Genomic DNA, 17,635 nt, shown 5'->3' with positions numbered 1-17,635 from the left:
GCAAGGGGTCGCCTGGCTGCATTCCCGGCAGGAAGGGCAAAAAGGGAAAGAAAGGCGGAGGGCAAGATAAAGGAAACCGGCACCCTGTCGGGGCGGTTTCTGGGCAAGCCCTTGTCTGCACACTGTTTTGGGACGCGGCGCACGGCACCATGCTTTTGGGCCTCGCGTACCGCGATATGGCGCAAAGCCTTGGCGTTGCAGGGTTTTGACCGGCACTCTAACCGAATATCGGCCGATTTTCCGCCGTCACGGCTTCGGATGCGACGATGAGTGGCGACGACGAGAACCGCTTTCTCCCGAAGCCTGGCCGCATCAGGTCGGACGTGCCGAAGGCGGGCAAGGCGAAGAGCTTTCTGACGCAGGCAAAGAAGCTGGCGCGTCAGCATAGCAACAGCCCCGGCAGATCATCATCATTCGCATCACGGACTTCCTCGTCGCCTTCATCTGGTTCGGCCGGAAAGAGCGGGAAGGCATCGCGCGCTGGCAAAGGTCCGGGCGTCAAGCGTGGCCGTGGCGCGGCCTTTGTCCGCGCCCAAACCCTGTCGGGCGGGTGGCGGCACAGTGCGACCGGCGTGCGCCGCGTCGTCGTCAAAACCCGGTACGTCCAGAGCGCGGGGAAGAATGGCAAAGGGGCTGCCCATCTGCGCTACATCCAGCGAGACGGGACATCGCGTGGTGGCGAGCGCGGCCAGCTCTATTCGGCGACCGACGATCGCGCCGATGGAGATGCCTTCCTTGATCGCGGCAAGGATGATCGCCACCAGTTCCGCTTCATCGTTTCGCCCGAAGATGCCGCCGATCTTTCCGACCTCACCGAACACACCCGCGATCTGATGAGCCGCATCGAGGCCGACCTTGGCACGAAACTCGATTGGGTGGCTGTCAATCACCACAATACCGGCCATCCCCATGTCCATGTCATTGTTCGGGGCAAGGACGATCTGGGCGAGAACCTGGTCATCAATGGCGACTATCTCGCCAATGGTATTCGTGAGCGGGCGAGCGAACTGACCACGCTGGAACTTGGACCCGCCACCGAGATCGAGCAGAGCCGCAAGTTGACTGCCGAAATCGACCAGGACCGCTTCACCCGGATCGACCGGGCAATGACCGAAGAGGCCGATGAACGGATCCTCGATCTGCGCCATGATCCCGACAACACGCGCCGCCAGTTCAACCGCACGCTTCGCCTGCGCCGTCTCGCCAAACTGGAGAAGATGAGGCTGGCAACGGAATATGCACCCGGCGTCTGGGAGCTTGGCGCGAAGATGGAACCAGCGCTGCGTGAACTCGGTGAGCGCGGTGACATCATCCGTAACATGCAAGAGGCGCTGAAGGCCGATGGGCAGGAACGTGATCCGATGACCTTCCAGCTTCACGATGCCGCACCCGCGGCACCCATCACCGGCCGCATCGTCGACAAATATCTGACCGATGAGATGGGTGAAAAGCTGACCCTCGTGGTCGACGGGATCGACGGGCGCACGCACCATCTTCCCGGCATTGATCCGGCCCGCGTCGAAGATGCCCGGATCGGCAGCATCGTGGAAGTCGGTCCCGCCGATACAGCACAACGTCCCTCTGATCGCACCATCGCTGCGATCTCGGAAAATGGTATCTACCGACCTAGCCGCCACCTCGAACAGGCGAAGTTCGAGGGACGTGTGCCGGGTGGCGACTATGAGGGCTATGTCGATGCCCATGTCCGGCGATTGGAGTCGCTACGCCGGGCCAGGATTGCCGAGCGGATCGACGCCGACCAGTGGCGCATCCCCGAAGACTTCGAGAGCCGCGCCACCGCCTATGATGCCGGTCGCAACCGGCAAGCCAGCATCCGTGTCGTCTCGACCTTCGACCTGGAAAAGCAGATCGGCGCCGATGGTGCGACCTGGTTGGACCGGCGATTGGTCACACCGGACGCCTCTGACCTTACCCCGGCAGGGTTCGGCCAGCAGGTGCGCGAGGCTATGGACCAGCGGCGTGAACACCATATCGCACAGGGCGATGCCACGCGGCAGCAGAATGGACGCATCCTCTATCGGCGCAACCTGCTCGCCAATCTGCGAGAAAGGGAAGTGGCCCGCGTCGGTGCGGAAATGGCCAGCAGCAAAGGCTTGCCGTTCCGGGCGGCTGCCGATGGCGAAAATATCAGCGGCAAGTTCACCGGGACCGCACATCTATCGAGCGGCAAGTTTGCCATTGTCGAAAAGAACCACGAGTTCACTCTTGTCCCATGGCGGCCAGTGATCGACCGCCAGCTCGGCCGCGAGGTTGCGGGCATCGTGCAGGGTGGATCGGTATCGTGGCAAATGGGGCGAACACGAGGGCTCGGGATTTGAGCCTTTGCCGATCTGGCACCTCGCAAATTGTTCTGTCGACATCGGCATCTGAAAGGGCCTGTCCGATGTGCCGCCGATAGTATCCGGCAACACGGCACCCCTGCTTTTCCTGTTGTCGCTTTTGAAAACGTCTATTCTCTGATCGGCTCCATCTCCCTTGCCGATTGGAGCCTGTATGCGTGGTGGCCGAATACTCTGGGGCCAGATCATTGTCGTATTCATCATTGTCCTGGTGATGATCTGGACTTCGACACAATGGGTGGCCTTTCGCCTTGGCTTTCAGCCCCAGCTCGGCAATCCATGGTTCGATGTTGCGGGATGGCCGGTCTATTATCCTCCGGCCTTCTTCTGGTGGTGGTTTTCCTATGACGCCTATGCGCCCGGTATTTTCACCGAGGGCGCGTTCATCGCCACGTCCGGGGCGTTGTTCGCTATCGCCGCCGCTTTTTTCATGTCGATCATTCGGTCGCGCGAGGCGCGCAACGTCGCCACCTACGGTTCGGCGCGATGGGCCGAGGACAAGGAAATCCATGCTGCCGGACTGCTCGGTCCCGATGGCGTGGTCCTTGGCAGGCACAGCAAGGACTATCTCCGGCACGACGGCCCCGAGCATGTCCTTTGTTTCGCGCCCACTCGATCAGGCAAAGGCGTCGGTCTCGTTGTGCCGACGCTGCTGACCTGGCCGGGAAGTTGCATCGTGCACGACATCAAGGGTGAGAACTGGAATCTGACGGCCGGCTTCCGGTCCCATCACGGCCGCGTCCTGCTGTTCGATCCGACCAATGTGCATTCCGCAGCTTACAACCCGCTGCTGGAAGTCCGTCAGGGGGAATGGGAAGTCCGCGATGTCCAGAACATCGCGGATATTCTGGTCGATCCCGAGGGCAGTCTCGACAAGCGCAACCACTGGGAAAAGACCAGCCATTCGCTGCTGGTCGGCGCGATCCTGCATGTCCTTTACGCCGAGAAGGAAAAGACGCTCGCCGGCGTCGCGAGTTTTCTGTCCGATCCCCGCCGTCCGGTCGAGGCAACCTTGCGCGCCATGATGGACACGCCGCATCTGGGCGAAGCCGGTGTGCATCCCGTCATCGCTTCGTCGGCACGCGAGCTGCTGAACAAATCCGAGAACGAACGCTCCGGCGTGCTGTCCACGGCGATGTCCTTTCTCGGCCTCTACCGAGATCCGGTCGTGGCCCGCGTGACGGCCCGCTGCGACTGGCGCATTGCTGATCTGGTCGGAGCAAAAGAACCCGTCAGCCTCTACCTCGTCGTACCGCCCTCGGACATCAATCGCACAAAACCGCTGATCCGCCTCATCCTCAATCAGGTCGGGCGGCGGCTGACCGAGGAACTGGAAACCACCGAAAAACGCCACCGTCTCCTGTTGATGCTGGACGAGTTCCCCGCGCTCGGGCGGCTTGATTTCTTTGAATCCGCGCTGGCCTTCATGGCCGGCTACGGCCTGAAAGCGTTCCTGATCGCCCAATCCCTGAACCAGATCGAGCGCGCCTATGGGCAGAACAACGCCATTCTCGACAACTGCCATGTGCGTGCCATTGCGCGTCGCGGCGATGATTTCCATCAACGTATCGACGGCCTCTCGTGTCGCGTCCCATTTGGCGGGCTGATCCATTTCCCGGTTCTGAAGGGTGAGGCTTACCGCACCATGTACCGTTGACCAGAACATAAAGCTGTAACGGCTCAGATCCATGCCGGGCAAAAAGCCTTGGTCCTGAGAGCAGCGAAGTCCCGTCAGCAATAGATTTAGTATCTGTCTTCCAGCTTCGCCCGACCATGGATCATCGCTGACTCCGAGCCGTGGCGGCGGTGTGAACATCAGCCGGTACAGCGTGGGGTTTTCCAACGCAAAGCGGACATAGGCATAGCTGCCGTCACGCAAATAGCCGAATGGATTGCCACGCATCTGCTGGAAGACGGCCAGCTTTTCTCTGTAGAGCTGGTTGAAACCTTCGTCCCGAACGGCGCGCAGCAAGGCGCTCTTGTTGCGGAAATGGCCGTAAAGCGCTGGCGCTGTGCATCCGATGGCATGCGCGACCGCAGTCAGCGGGACGTCGAGGTCGCCACGTTCTGACAGCAGCCGGATCGTTTCGTCGATCGCACGACGAGCAATATCAAGTTCTTGCTCTTTCCGGGGACGGGCCATTCCGATGCCTGTTGCAACTTGTCGTGAAAACTAAACGACATTTATTTTTTTCGTTGACGGGCCGGAAGTCAAGAAGCAGCATTCGGTAACTGAACGTCGTTTAGTTTGAGGACGTGCGGAGAGCCGATGAACGCACACAGATCGATTTTCGCGTTGATGATGGCGGGATGCCCGTCAGAAACCGAACGCTGTTTCGGATGATGCACCATGGCTGTGATCGGGAACAATCAGACCTCGCCTGATGATAGCCTCACAAAGGTCGTTGAGGGGAAACCCGGTACATCTGCGGTCCGGCTGAACCAGTTGCGATATTTTGTTGCCGCCGTCGACTATGGGAGTTTTCGTAAGGCTGCTGCTGCGCTTTCTGTGCAGGAATCCTCCATCAGCCGACGAATCCGTGATCTCGAAGATGAACTCGGGGCGTCGCTTTTTCTGCGACATGCTGGCGGGGTGCGGTTGACCGTTGCCGGGCGGGAATTCCTGCGCAACGCTCGCCATGCTCTTCGTCAGATCGACATTGGGGTGACCAAGGTGGCGGCGGTTGGCCGGGCGGAGCAAGGGCTGATCAAGGTCGGGATATTTTCGTCCCTTGCGTCAGGATTTCTGTTCGATCTGTTGCGTGCCTTCGGCACGCGCCACCCGAACGTGCAGGTCGACCTTATTGACGGCAATCCGCCCGAGCACATCGCGGCTGTCCGGAAACTTTGTCTGGACGTCGCATTCATCACGGGAACCGCGGCATGGGATGGCTGTGAGGCGGAGCATTTATGGTGCGAGAAGGTTTTCGTGGTGCTGCCCGATAACCACCCTTTGACGGGCAAGCCGGAACTTGGCTGGGGCGATTTGGTCTCCGAGCGGTTCATTGTGAGTGACGTTGCGCCGGGTCAGGAGATCCACGACTATTTGGTTGCTCACCTTGCCGGTCTCGGCCGCCACCTCGATATTCAGTCTCAGCAGGTCGGCCGCGACAATATCCTATCGCTGGTCGCTCTCGGTCGCGGCCTCACTCTGACGAGCGAAGCAACGACCGTCGCCCAGTTTCCAGGGATCACCTACCGGGAACTTGCGGACGAGGTGCTGCCGTTCAGCATGGTCTGGTCCGCGCAAAACGACAATCCGGCGTCTCGGCGGTTGTTGAGCCTGGCACGATCGCTGACAGGGCTGGCCCGGCGAAAATAGGGTTTGACGGTACTGTACGATCACGCCGTAGCATTGGCTGCAATCGACATCGACCGTGTCGGTATCGAAGATGTCGTGGCCCTGCCCACGTCCAGGCTGACCGACTTCGATAGCGCTTTTGCCCCGCCGTGTTTGTGCACGGTGACACGGTGCGCATCCGGCCTTCCTCGGGCTTGACAGTTTGAGGTTTGTTAGAATAGAAAATATACGGACATCGCAAGGTGTCCCATATACTTTTTATCCTTTCAAGTGCGGCGGGACGAGCAATGCTGAAATGGGGTGTCGAGAGGCGGTTGGAGTTCATCGAATTCCGCCTGTTCTGGGAGGGGGGTGTCAATCGCTCTGACCTGATCGATACGTTTGGCGTCTCCGTTCCGCAGGCGTCAAAGGACTTGACCCATTATCAGGAGCGTGCGCCGCAGAATGCGGTCTATGACAAAAGCGCTCGCCGCTACGTAGCCGGCCCGGAATTTCAGCCGGTGTTTCTAGACCCGGACCCGGACGCCTATCTCATGCGGCTCCGATCGATGGCGGAAGGTTTCGCCGACGCGGGGGCGAACTGGCTCGCTGCCCCGCCTGACATGGATATCGCTCTGACTTTGCGCCGTAAGGTCGATACCGAAGTTCTGCGTTCAGTTCTGGCGGCAGTGCGGGAGGAAAGGTCGCTGGACCTTCACTACCAATCCATGAACCGCGATCGGCCCGATCCGGCATGGCGGCGGATTACCCCGCATGCCTTCGGCTTTGATGGTCTGCGCTGGCATGTGCGGGCCTGGTGCCATGAGACGGAGCGCTTCAAGGATTTCCTGCTTTCGCGTGTCCTTGGATTCGGCGAGTTCGGCGAGCCAGGTGCTGCTGCGGCACAGGACCGGCTGTGGCAGGAAACCTTCGATATCACCCTTGTGCCGCATCCTGATCTGTCGGTCGGTCAGCAGGCGGTGGTCGCAAAGGATTACAACATGGCGGACGGGCGCGCTGTGCTGACAGTTCGCTACGCCATGCTGTTCTATGTGCTCAAGCGGCTAGGACTCCTTGATGGGGCTAGGCTGCGTGATCCCCGGACCCAGCATATCGTTGCGGCTGACGAAGACGAGGTTGCCGCCGCCCTTGAGCGTGCGCAGCATGAGTTCGATGAGGCTGACACAGCAAGCGGGGCGGTACCTAAATGATGGTGGCCGCAGCGAAATATCGGATGTCCTTTGGCGTGGGCGGGCTGATGCTCAATGAGAGCATCGTGATTGCTCAAGCTTATCAACCCGGTGAGAACTGGGCATCTGCTCGTGAGCGTTTGCTGGCCCAGGGCGCGTCATCCTTACCCAAACTGGCCTCGCAAACCCGCGCGCTTCGTGAAGTGTACGACCGGATAGGCCATCTCTCTGATGCCGAACGTCATTACCTGTCGGTAGAGGCTGACCGCGCCGAGCAGCAGGCGATGATGTGGCTGGCGGTCTGCCGGACCTATCGTTTTGTCCACGAATTCGCAGTCGAGGTGATCAGCGAACGCTACCAATCATGGCGGCTCCACCTGGGCCATGAGGTTTTTGACCGCTTTCTCGCGGAGAAGGCTGAAAGCGATCCCGGCCTCGCCGCTCTTTCAGCTTCAACCTGCGCAAAATTGCGTCAGGTCTTGTTTCGTATACTACGTGAAGTTGGTTTGATAAGCGTCGAGGGTAGAATTCAGCCGATTTGGTTATCGGGGCGCATGAAGCGGCTGATTGAGGAGAGTAATCCGGCGGACTTGCAGGTCTTTCCCGGAAATGGGGGGTAATGGTGGGCACGAAAACTGATCGGCGCGCCCGCGCCGAGCACCTATTCAGGGTAGTTTCCAGCGATCGGTTCTTGCAAAAGCAAGGGCTGGGAAACGAGGTTCCCTTTTTTATCTGCGCTTTTGATGCCGAAGACGGACTGAGCCTGGGCGAGGATCGCGAGGATCTGATCGCCCGGCTGAGCCACGCCGGTGTGCGCGTACTTGATATTGATCTCTATGACCTTTCGATCAGGATCCTCGAAGACCGGGGTATCTTCGAGCAGATCCTTGAGGTTGAAGCCGAAACGGAAAAGGCGGAGCTCAAGGAACTGTTGCAGGGGGTTCTGGACCCGCAGGCACACCTCATTCCAAAGATTGCGCGGCACATCGAAGAAGTCCCGCACGACGTGATCTTCCTGTCAGGCGTAGGCGAGGTTTACCCCTACCTGCGGTCGCACAACGTACTCAACAACCTGCAAAGCACCGCGAAAGATCGCCCGACGGTCATGTTCTTTCCGGGAAAATACACGCACGCGCTGGCGACAGGAGCATCGCTGGAATTGTTCGGCTTACTCCATGACGACAAATACTACCGCGCGTTCAATATCATGAATTACGAGGTCTGACCGATGGCTACTTTTCTGCGTGATATCTTTGCCAAGCCGGTCGACCGTTCGATCGATGGGGTGATCAAGGCTGACGACAAGGCCAGCCTCCTGACCGAGCTCGATGAATATGTCATCACCAATGAGATCGGCGCTCGGCTGGAGCAATTCCTCGACGCCTACAACAATTATGATACCGCGAACGGCGTGTGGATTTCTGGCTTCTTCGGGTCAGGTAAGTCTCACCTGCTGAAGATGCTCGCCCTTCTGCTGGAGAATGACGAGGTCGAAGGGCAGCGTGCCGTCGAAATCTTTGAGCGGAAGCTTGCGGGAAACCCGATGCTGGCGGGGGCTTTGCGCAAGGCAGTGTCGATTCCATCCCGGTCGGTCTTGTTCAATATCGACCAGAAGGCGGATGTGATCTCGAAGGCGGATGTCGATGCGCTTCTCGCCGTCTTCCAGAAGGTCTTTGACGAGATGTGCGGCTACTATGGCAAGCTCCCGCATATCGCGCAGTTCGAGCGTGATCTGGACAGTCGAGGCAAGCTCGATGCCTTCAAGGCGGCCTTTGCGCAGTCTTCCGGAAAGCCTTGGGAGCGCGGGCGCGAACAGGCTCTGATGGAAGGCAAGCACATTGCCGCCGCCTTTGACGAGGTCACGGGCGATGAGGTCAAGGATATTCTTGGCCAGTATCGTAAGGATACGAAGGTTTCGATCGAGGATTTCGCCAATATGGTGAAGTCGTGGATCGATGCGCAGGGGCCGAAGTTCCGGCTGAATTTCTTCGTCGATGAGGTGGGGCAGTATATCGCCGACAACGTCAAGCTCATGACGAACCTGCAGACCATTGCCGAAAGCCTGAACACGAAATGCAAGGGGCAGGCCTGGATTGTTGTCACCGCCCAGCAGGACATGGGTTCGGTCATCGGGGATCTGACGGCGCAGCAGGAGAATGACTTCTCGAAAATCCAGGCGCGCTTTGCCAACCGGATGCCGCTGAACTCTCAGGATGTGGCCGAAGTCATCCAGCGCCGTCTGCTGGCCAAGACCGAGGCTGGTCAGATCACCCTTGGCAATCTTTATGATGCTGAGGAAAACAACCTGCGCACTCTGTTCGATTTTGGAGATAATTCCTTCAAGTTCAGGAACTTCTCCGGAAAAGACCAGTTCGTCGCGAGCTACCCGTTCCCGAACTACCAGTATGACCTGTTCCAGCGCGCGATCATGGGCCTCTCGCAACATAACGCGTTTGAGGGCAAGCACAGCTCGGTCGGCGAACGCTCTATGCTGGGGGTGTTTCAGGAGGTGGCCAAAAAGCTGGCCGACACGCCGGTTGGGGGGCTGGCGACCTTTGACCTGATGTTTGAGGGGATTCGCACCGCCCTGAAATCATCGGTTCAGCAGTCAATCCAACTGGCTGAAAAGAACCTTGGCGATGATTTTGCCGTGCGGGTGCTGAAGGTGTTGTTCCTTGTCAAATACGTCAAGGAATTCAAACCGACTGCCCGCAACATATCGATCCTCCTGTTGTCCCGGTTCGAGGCGAACCAGACCGAGCAGCGCCGCAATATCGAGGAGGCCTCGTCGCTTCTGGAGCGTCAGACGCTGATCCAGCGCAACGGCGAGGTCTATGAATTCCTCACCAATGAGGAAAAGGACGTCGAGGCCGAGATCAAGGCAATCGTCGTCGATCCCGCCGAGATAGAACGGCAGCTAGATGAACTGGCGTTCGGCGCGATCCTCCGTCACGGCAAGATCAAGCATGCCGGCACGGGTGTCGATTACGCTTTCACCCGCAAGCTTGACGGCCACAGCCTGAACCGGGAACATGAGCTTTCCGTCAATATCATCTCGCCGTTCAGCGACGATTCCGACGCACCGGATGTGGTTCGTTCGAACAGCATGGCAAGCGATGAGATGATTGTCCTACTCGGGCGTGATGTGCGTTTTACGCGCGATCTCGTCCTCTGGCTCCAGACCGTAAAATTTGCGCGTCAGGTCACCAGCGGGGATGCCCAACCCGGTCGTGATCGTATCATTGCGGAAAAGCGTGACCAGAATACACGGCGCGAAAAGGAACTGGTGCAGCGGCTACGCGGCCTTATCGCGGATGCTCGGCTCTTCGTGCGCGGTGCCGAGCTGGAGATCGGTGGCGAAGATCCGCAGGATCGGCTGGTCAAAGGTTTCCAGGTCTTGGTGGACAAGGTCTATACCAGCCTGCCTGTCCTGCGCGGCGCCACTTACACCGAAGCAGATCTTGGACGAGCCGGACGCGTTGATGGCGGGCTTTTTGGCGGCGAAGGCAGCGGTCTGACCGAAGCCGAGCAGGACGTGCTGAATCATGCTCAGGCTCAGATGCGCCTTGGGACGCGGGTCTCGGTCAAAGCTTTGGTCGAGAAGTTCGGAGCAAAACCTTATGGCTGGCCCGCCATCGCGGTTCTCTGCCTGACCGCGAGCCTTGTCGCGCGCGGCAAGCTTGAGGCTCGGGCCGACAGTGCTTTGCTGGAAGGGGATGCGCTGGTGCAGGGGCTGCGCAACAGCCATGCCCTTGGCAACATTCTGCTTTCCCCGCAGATCGAGTTCACTGCTGCCCAGATCCGCAAATCGCGCGAACTGTTTCAGGAGCTGTTCGATCTTCCAGCCTCTGGCAATGACGCGCGCAGTTTGGGTGCGGAGTGGCAGACGCAACTGCGCAAGCTGCTCGGCGATGTCGAGCAGGAGAGTCGCGCCATTGCAGCCTATCCCTTTGCCGCCGCCCTCGATCCCCTGCGCACCATGCTGGATGGGATGCGCGACCAGTCGGCGACCTGGTTCATCACCGGCCCGATCGGGCAGGAAGACCAGCTTCTTGATGCAAAAGAGGATGTCTTCGACAAAGTCCGCAGCTTCATGCGCGGACCACAAAAAGGCATCTACGATGAGGTGCGTTCTTTCCTGACCAAGCAGGATCAGAACCTTGGCTATTCCGAAGGTGCTGCCGCCGACAAACTGCGTCAGGTTCTTGAGGATCCGCAGTGCTACAAGGGCACCGCAATTCAGGAACTGAAGACGGATTTCTACGCCCTGAAGGAGCGTATCGAGCAAACTGTTCTGGCTGAGCGCACCGCTGTCATCACAGCGATTGACGAGGTTGCCGGAAAAGTCGCCCAGACTTCGGAGTTTGGCGCACTGCCGCCCGAACAGCAGGCGCGCATCCGCGAAGAGCTTGCTGCGCGGAAATCGGGCCTTGCCGCACAGAGCCTGATCCCGGCCTTGCGCAATCTGGTGACCGAGGTGCGTTCCAATCTTCTGGCTGACACGCTGACGCGCATTGCGGAGCTGACACCTGCACCAACACCGACGCCCGCGCCCCAGCCCGAACCTTCCGGTGGCGTGGCTGAAGCTCCGGCTAAACCATATGTGCCACCGGCACCGGCCAAGCCCCAATACATCAAGGCGCAGTCGATCATCGTCCCCTTCGCGAAAACCTATCTCGAAGATGCGGACGATGTGACCCGCTACCTCGACGAGATGAAAAAGACTCTGCTGGCCGAGATCGGCGCGGGCAAGAAAGTGATTGTCTGATGGATACCAACGCCCTGAAGAAATTTGCGCAAAGCGCGCGCAACCTGCTGATCGATCAGGTCACTGCCCGGCTGGACATGGTGCTGGCCGAAGGCGCAGCGGCTCGCCGCGAGCATCCCAAAGCGATTGCGAAGCTGGAGGTCGCCGCCAACAGCAACCGCGCCCAGGTGATCGAGCATGCGGCCTATACATGGTTCAACCGCTTCACCGCGTTGCGCTTCATGGATGTCACGGGCCTGACCAACCCGCGCGTGGTGTCGCCCGCAGACGGCGCTACCCGGCCCGAGATTCTGGCCGAGGCGATGGCTGGTAACCTGCCGGATCGCGCCCGGCCAGAGATCGCCGAATATCTGAACGGCACCCGCCCCGCCCATGATGGGCAGGCGGAGGCCTATCGACTGCTGCTGATCCATGCCTGCAACGAATGGCACGGCGCGATGCCCTATATGTTCGAGCGCGCCGATATGCTCGACCGGGCCGAGGATTATACCGAACTACTGATACCCGACGATCTTCTGTCGCCGGACAGTATCCTTGCCCGCCTGCGCGAGGTGATGACCGAAGATGCCTGTCAGGATGTTGAGATCATCGGCTGGCTGTACCAGTTCTATATCAGCGAGAAGAAGGATCAGGTTTTTGCCGGCCTGAAAAAGAACCAGAAGATCACTGCGGAGAATATCCCCGCCGCAACACAGCTGTTCACCCCGCACTGGATTGTCCGCTACCTGGTGGAAAACTCGCTTGGGCGGCTGTGGCTACTGAACCGTCCGCAATCGAAGCTGGCGGCGAAGATGGACTATTACATCGCGCCGGAAGAGCCGGAGACGAATTTTCTGCGGATTACCCGGCCCGAGGATATCCGCATCTGCGATCCGGCCTGTGGCTCGGGCCATATGCTGACCTATGCGTTTGACCTGCTCTATGAAATCTATGCCGAGGAAGGCCATGACGCGGCCGAGATCCCCGGCCTGATCCTGAAGCATAACCTGACCGGCATCGAGATTGACGACCGCGCCGGGGCGCTGGCGGCCTTCGCGCTGTCGATGAAGGCGGCGGCAAGGCTGGGGCGGCGGCGGTTCCTGCGGATGGAGGCGAAGCCCGACATCGTCGTGCTGCAGGATGTGCGCTTCACGCCTGCCGAGATGCAGGATGTTGCCGCTGTGGTGGGCAAGGATCTGTTCACTGATGAGCTGCGCGAGACGCTGGGGCAGTTCGAGCAGGCGAAGAACTTTGGCTCGCTGATTGTGCCGAAACTGCGTGATCCGGCCGAGACGCTGCGGGTGGTGGAGGTGCGGGATTTTGGCTCTGACTTGCTGTTGACGGAGGTGCAGAAGCGCGTTGTGGCCGTGCTGCGAATGGCCGAGGCGCTGTCGTCCAAGTATCACGTCGCCGTCGCCAACCCACCTTATATGGGCGGCAAAGGTATGAACGGAAAACTGGGCGACTTCGTCAAGGCTAGCTATCCAGACAGCAAATCCGATCTTTTCGCTGTGTTCATGGAGCGAGCGCTTGGGCTTTGCGCCAAGCACGGCCTGATGGCGATGATAAACATGCAGTCGTGGATGTTCCTGTCATCCTATGAAAAGCTACGTGTGAAGTTGCTGTCGGATGCCATGATCCTGTCCATGGCGCATTTGGGAGAACGGGCTTTTGACAGCATCGGCGGGGCGGTGGTTTCCACCACTGCGTTCGTGATCGAGAATGCCCATAGCTTGAATCACGAAGGCACGTTCATCCGTCTTGTAGATGGAAGTTCCGAGGCTGAAAAAGAGGCGCAGCTTAAAGAAGCCATTCAGAATCCGAACTGTGGCAGGCTCTATCGTGCCTCGGCAGAGGATTTCGAGAAAATACCGGGCAGCCCCATTGCATATTCGGCTAGCAATAACTTGAGGGGACTTTTTGTTAAGGGGCTCCTTGGAGAGGCAGCTTTTACCCGATTGGGAATGGCAACAGCAGACAATAATCAGTTTTTGCGCCTGTGGTCGGAAGTGTCTTTCGAGAAATCATACCGAGTGGCTGCTAACCGTGATGAGGCGGCTCAAAGCGGCGCTCGCTGGTTCCCATATCAAAAAGGTGGGGAGTTCAGAAAGTGGGCTGGGAATTGTGATTTCTTCGTTGACTGGGAGGGCGATGGTCAGCGAATTCAGAATTTCAAGGATGAAAGCACCGGAAAAGTCCGGTCGCATAACTATAATCTAGATTTCATATTTAAGAGTGGCGTCACCTGGAATGCTTTAACGAGCGGAAAAACGTCTGCGCGTGGGAGTTCATTTTCGCTATTCGATAATGCGGGTTCCTCACTTTTTACAAAGGATGGGTATTCGTTTAACGCTGTGATGGCCTTTATTAATTCGTGTGTGATGACGGAGGTTTTCCCTCTGATTTCACCAACGTTGAATTATCAGCCCGGCGATATTTCAAAGCTGCCAGCGAGTTTTGCATCTGTATTGCAACAGCAGCTGAGAGCTCCAACTGAGAGGCTTGTCAGCATCGCCAGATCCGACTGGGACGCTTACGAAACCTCCTGGGACTTCACCACGCTCCCCGTGCTCTCGTTCGAACATCGTGCTGAGTCGCTGGCGGATACCTATGCCAATCTCCGCACTCATTGGCAGGGCATGACGGATGAGATGCAGCGGCTGGAGGAAGAGAACAACCGCATTTTCATCGACGCTTATGGCCTGGCTGACGAACTCACACCCGGAGTGCCGATCGAGGAGATCACGCTCACCTGCAACCCGGCCTATCGTTATGGCGTGAAGGGTTCGGAAGAGGACCGCGAGGCGCGGCTGCGCGAGGATACGGTGGCCGAATTCCTCCACTATGCTGTGGGCTGCATGTTCGGGCGCTACAGCCTCGACGCGCCCGGCCTGATTCTCGCCAATCAGGGCGAAGGGATCGAGGATTATCTCGCCCGGGTGCCAGAGCCGACATTCGCGCCCGACCGCGACAATGTCATCCCGGTGCTGGATGCTGACTGGTTCGCCGATGACATCGTCACCCGCGCCCGCGACTTCCTGCGCGTCACCTTTGGCGAGGCTAAGTTCCGGGAAAACCTCGCCTTCATCGAAACCGCCCTCGGCAAGGATCTGCGCAAGTGGTTCAACAGGGACTTCTTCGACTATCATGTCCGCCGCTACAAGAAGCGCCCGATCTACTGGATGTTCTCTAGCCCCAAGGGCACCTTTAATGCGCTGATCTATATGCACCGCTACCGGCCAGACACCGTCTCGGTCGTTCTGAACCAGTATGTGCGCGAATTCATCCATAAGCTGGAGGTGGAGCGCACACGGCTGGAAAAGCTGGCCGTCGATCCTGCAGCTACGCCCGCTCAGCAAACAAAGGCGCAGAAGGAAACGGCTACAGTCATCAAACAGATTGCCGAGCTGACCGAGTGGGAACGCGAAGTCGTCTATCCGATGGCGCAGCAGAAGATTGCCATCGATCTCGATGACGGGGTGAAGCGCAACTATCCGCTGTTCGCCGGTGCGCTGAAGCCGATCAAGGGGCTGGAGGCTGCGGATGACTGACCGCATCACCGCCGGCCTGATGCGGCTCTATGAAGATCAGGGACATCGCATCGTCTTCTGGTATGACGTCGCCCGCGATCTGCGCGAGGCATTCGATGCGGTTGATCTGCCCGGCGTCAGCAAGGTGGAGATCACCAACAACGAATTCGGCCTGAAATACCGCATGCTGCGGCAGGAGCCGAAGGCACGGTTCCTGCTCTATAAGGACGGCCCCGAGCCGCCGATGCCTGAGAATTGGCTGCTGGATGTGCAACTGGCCAGCGCCGTGTTCCGCGCCGATCAGGCGGCGATCTGGGTGGCTGATCTCGGCATTCCGGCGAAGTATGAAGCCGCCGTGCGCGATCACGCCGAATTTTACCGTTCCGGCAAGCGGCTGGAAGCGCTTCGCGCGATCGAGCGCGAGCGGCCATCGCAAAGCGCCAACGATGTCCGCCGCAAGATGCTGGCGGTCTGCGTCGGTGCGGATGGCGATCTCGATACGGTGATCGAGGCGTTGCTGGCCGAACTGGCTGAAGGCCGTGATGACGCGCTGAAGCTGGTGGATCGTGTCGGGCTGTCAGAGTTCTTCTGGAAGGAAGTGACAGCGCGTTATGGCTATGCGGCGGATGCGCCGGATTTTCAGGATTTCGCCATCACGCTGTTTTCCAGCGCCTGGGCGCGGGCCATGGGAGAGGCTGCCCGCCTGAATCCTGATGCCGCGTTGATGTTCCGCCGCTGGAGCGCCTCGCGCCGGTGGGGTGAGGCGTTCGAGAAGCTGTCGGGCGATTATCAGGACGTGCTGAAGATCAGGGACGATCTGGCTTCCCGCGATTTCCGTAGCCTGATGCCGCATGATCACTTCGAGGAAGTGGATCGGAGGATCGTTGTCGCCATCGTTGAGGGGCTTGCCCGGCAGAGCCTGTCGGCGACAGATGTGCTGAAATGGGTGCGCGATCGCCGCCAGAGCCATTGGTATAGCCGTTACGCGGATGTCTATCAGGCCATTGGCTATGCGACCGAGTTTCAGCAGGCGCTGGCCGAGGCTGATCTGACGATGACCAGCCTGTCCGATGGTGTGAAGCGCTATTCCGCAAGCTGGTTTCGACTGGACCAGCTCTATCGCAAGTTCATCTATCACATGCAGAAAAGCGGTCAGTCGGGGCTGCTGTCCGCGCTCTATGAGGCGGTTGAGAACCGTTACACTACGAATTTCGTGCTCAAGCTGAACGATGCCTGGCAGGATGAGGTTGCCCGCCTGACGGACTGGGCGGTCCCAGGCTTTCCGCGTCAGGTGGATTTCTATCGGGAACAGGCCGCTGAATACCGGCGCAAGGATCAGAAGGTCGTCGTCATCATCTCGGATGCGCTGCGCTATGAGGTGGCCGAAGAGGCGCTACGCGAGATCCGCAAGCTCAATCGGTTCGATGCTGAACTGAAGCCAATGATCGGGGTTTTGCCGAGCTACACGCAGCTTGGCATGGCGGCGCTGTTGCCGCACCGGCAACTGGCGATCCGCGACGACAATGATCTGGTGCTGCTGAACGGTGAAAGCACCATGGGGGCCGCCGCTCGTGAAAAGGCTCTTGCTGCGGGCCGGACTGGAGACCGGGTAAAGGTTCTCGCGGCGAAGGATTTCATGAATCTGGGATCATCGGAGGGTAAAGACCTCTTCCGGGATCATGATGTCCTCTATCTGTATCACAACCAGATCGACGCAATTGGCGACAAGCTCGCCACGGAGGAAAATGTCCCCGCTGCGGCAGAGACTGCCATCGAGGATCTGGTGAAGCTGGTGCGGAAGCTGACCTCGGCCAACTTCTCGAACATCCTGATCACCGCCGATCACGGCTTCTTGTGGCAACACAAGGCTCTGGAAGAGAGCGGCTTCGCGCTGAGCGAGCCGGAAGGCGAGATCGTTACACGCAACCGCCGCTTCGTGATCGGCCGAGGCCTTAACAGCAGTGGCGGCATGAAGAAGTTCTCTGCCGCACAGCTTGGCCTGGAGGGTGGTCAGGACATCCTGATTCCAAACTCGATCAACCGCCTGCGCGTCAAGGGATCGGGCAGCCGCTTTGTCCATGGCGGGGCGAGCCTGCAGGAGATCGTCCTGCCGGTCCTGCGTGTCGGCAAGCAGCGCAAGGAGGATGTCGGACAGGTTTCGGTGCAGATCATTCCGCCACCCCGTGCTCAGATCACCACGGGCCAGATCCAGGTCACCTTCTATCAGGCGGAGCCAGTGACCGACAAGCAGCAGCCCCGGCAGGTGCATGCAGCCATCTTTGCCGACGATAAAACACTCATCTCAGACGAAGCCGAGTTGGAATTCGATTTCACGTCTGAGAACCCGCGCGAGCGCGAGCTGTCGCGGAGCTTCCTGCTGTCCAAGGCGGCAGACGCCTATAATAATCAGACAGTCTTCCTGAAGCTGCGAACGCGCATCGGCAAGACCAGCCATTTCGAAGATCACGCTTCGCAGCCGCTGCTGTTGAAGCGCGGGATCAGTACAGATTTCGATTTCTGAGGTGCCG

At 59.1% G+C, this 17,635-nt stretch carries 8 protein-coding genes and 2 pseudogenes; 9 read left to right on the top strand and 1 reads right to left on the bottom strand.

Features of this window, described 5'->3' with window-relative positions; all coding sequences use genetic code 11:
* Positions 1-266 precede the first annotated feature (266 nt).
* Together AX676_RS18515 and traG are read left to right on the top strand one after the other, a co-directional pair.
* Positions 267-2,339 (top strand): relaxase/mobilization nuclease domain-containing protein, encoded by a 2,073-nt coding sequence (locus AX676_RS18515; RefSeq protein ID WP_066478896.1) that lies wholly within the window; start codon positions 267-269, stop codon positions 2,337-2,339.
* 175 nt (positions 2,340-2,514) lie between these two features.
* Positions 2,515-3,915, top strand: a pseudogene (gene traG, locus AX676_RS13935) (IncP-type conjugal transfer protein TraG); the annotation flags it as partial.
* Between the two features lie 93 nt (positions 3,916-4,008).
* On the opposite strand, the pseudogene AX676_RS17450 reads toward traG, so the two are convergent.
* A pseudogene (locus AX676_RS17450) lies at positions 4,009-4,503 on the bottom strand (TetR/AcrR family transcriptional regulator); the annotation flags it as partial.
* 207 nt (positions 4,504-4,710) lie between these two features.
* On the opposite strand from AX676_RS17450, the gene AX676_RS13930 reads away from it, so the two are divergent.
* From AX676_RS13930 to pglZ, 7 genes are all read left to right on the top strand, one after another.
* A complete protein-coding gene (locus AX676_RS13930; RefSeq protein WP_066478893.1) occupies positions 4,711-5,682 on the top strand; it encodes a LysR family transcriptional regulator in 972 nt (323 codons plus the stop codon).
* A 266-nt stretch (positions 5,683-5,948) separates the two neighbouring features.
* Positions 5,949-6,851, top strand: coding sequence for a WYL domain-containing protein (locus AX676_RS13925; protein ID WP_009450526.1), 903 nt, complete (start codon positions 5,949-5,951; stop codon positions 6,849-6,851).
* A complete protein-coding gene (locus AX676_RS13920; protein WP_066478891.1) occupies positions 6,848-7,450 on the top strand; it encodes a DUF1819 family protein in 603 nt (200 codons plus the stop codon). The genes AX676_RS13925 and AX676_RS13920 overlap by 4 nt, the downstream gene beginning before the upstream one ends.
* The gene (locus AX676_RS13915) at positions 7,450-8,055 is read left to right on the top strand and encodes a DUF1788 domain-containing protein (protein WP_066478889.1); all 606 of its coding nucleotides are present in this window, start codon (positions 7,450-7,452) and stop codon (positions 8,053-8,055) included. The genes AX676_RS13920 and AX676_RS13915 overlap by 1 nt, the downstream gene beginning before the upstream one ends.
* A 3-nt stretch (positions 8,056-8,058) precedes the next feature.
* Positions 8,059-11,598 (top strand): BREX system P-loop protein BrxC, encoded by a 3,540-nt coding sequence (gene brxC / locus AX676_RS13910; RefSeq protein WP_066478880.1) that lies wholly within the window; start codon positions 8,059-8,061, stop codon positions 11,596-11,598.
* Positions 11,598-15,128 carry a BREX-1 system adenine-specific DNA-methyltransferase PglX gene (gene pglX, locus AX676_RS13905; RefSeq protein ID WP_066478879.1) on the top strand — a complete coding sequence of 1,177 codons (3,531 nt, stop codon included), beginning with the start codon at positions 11,598-11,600 and terminating at the stop codon, positions 15,126-15,128. Before brxC ends, pglX begins: the two co-directional genes overlap by 1 nt.
* Positions 15,121-17,628, top strand: coding sequence for a BREX-1 system phosphatase PglZ type A (gene pglZ, locus AX676_RS13900; protein WP_066478878.1), 2,508 nt, complete (start codon positions 15,121-15,123; stop codon positions 17,626-17,628). Before pglX ends, pglZ begins: the two co-directional genes overlap by 8 nt.
* Positions 17,629-17,635 lie beyond the last annotated feature (7 nt).

The organism is Sphingomonas sp. CCH21-G11, from assembly GCF_001555965.1.
Taxonomy (GTDB): domain Bacteria; phylum Pseudomonadota; class Alphaproteobacteria; order Sphingomonadales; family Sphingomonadaceae; genus Sphingomonas.
Note: the sequence above shows the minus strand (reverse complement) of the source record. Positions and strands in the feature narration are given on the sequence as shown.

Excerpts from the sequence above, each read along its gene's own strand:
- AX676_RS18515 (WP_066478896.1), top strand. The coding sequence starts at position 267 with ATGAGTGGCGACGACGAGAACCGCTTTCTCCCGAAGCCTGGCCGCATC.
- AX676_RS13930 (WP_066478893.1), top strand. The coding sequence starts at position 4,711 with ATGGCTGTGATCGGGAACAATCAGACCTCGCCTGATGATAGCCTCACA.
- AX676_RS13925 (WP_009450526.1), top strand. The coding sequence starts at position 5,949 with ATGCTGAAATGGGGTGTCGAGAGGCGGTTGGAGTTCATCGAATTCCGC.
- AX676_RS13920 (WP_066478891.1), top strand. The coding sequence starts at position 6,848 with ATGATGGTGGCCGCAGCGAAATATCGGATGTCCTTTGGCGTGGGCGGG.
- AX676_RS13915 (WP_066478889.1), top strand. The coding sequence starts at position 7,450 with ATGGTGGGCACGAAAACTGATCGGCGCGCCCGCGCCGAGCACCTATTC.
- brxC (WP_066478880.1), top strand. The coding sequence starts at position 8,059 with ATGGCTACTTTTCTGCGTGATATCTTTGCCAAGCCGGTCGACCGTTCG.
- pglX (WP_066478879.1), top strand. The coding sequence starts at position 11,598 with ATGGATACCAACGCCCTGAAGAAATTTGCGCAAAGCGCGCGCAACCTG.
- pglZ (WP_066478878.1), top strand. The coding sequence starts at position 15,121 with ATGACTGACCGCATCACCGCCGGCCTGATGCGGCTCTATGAAGATCAG.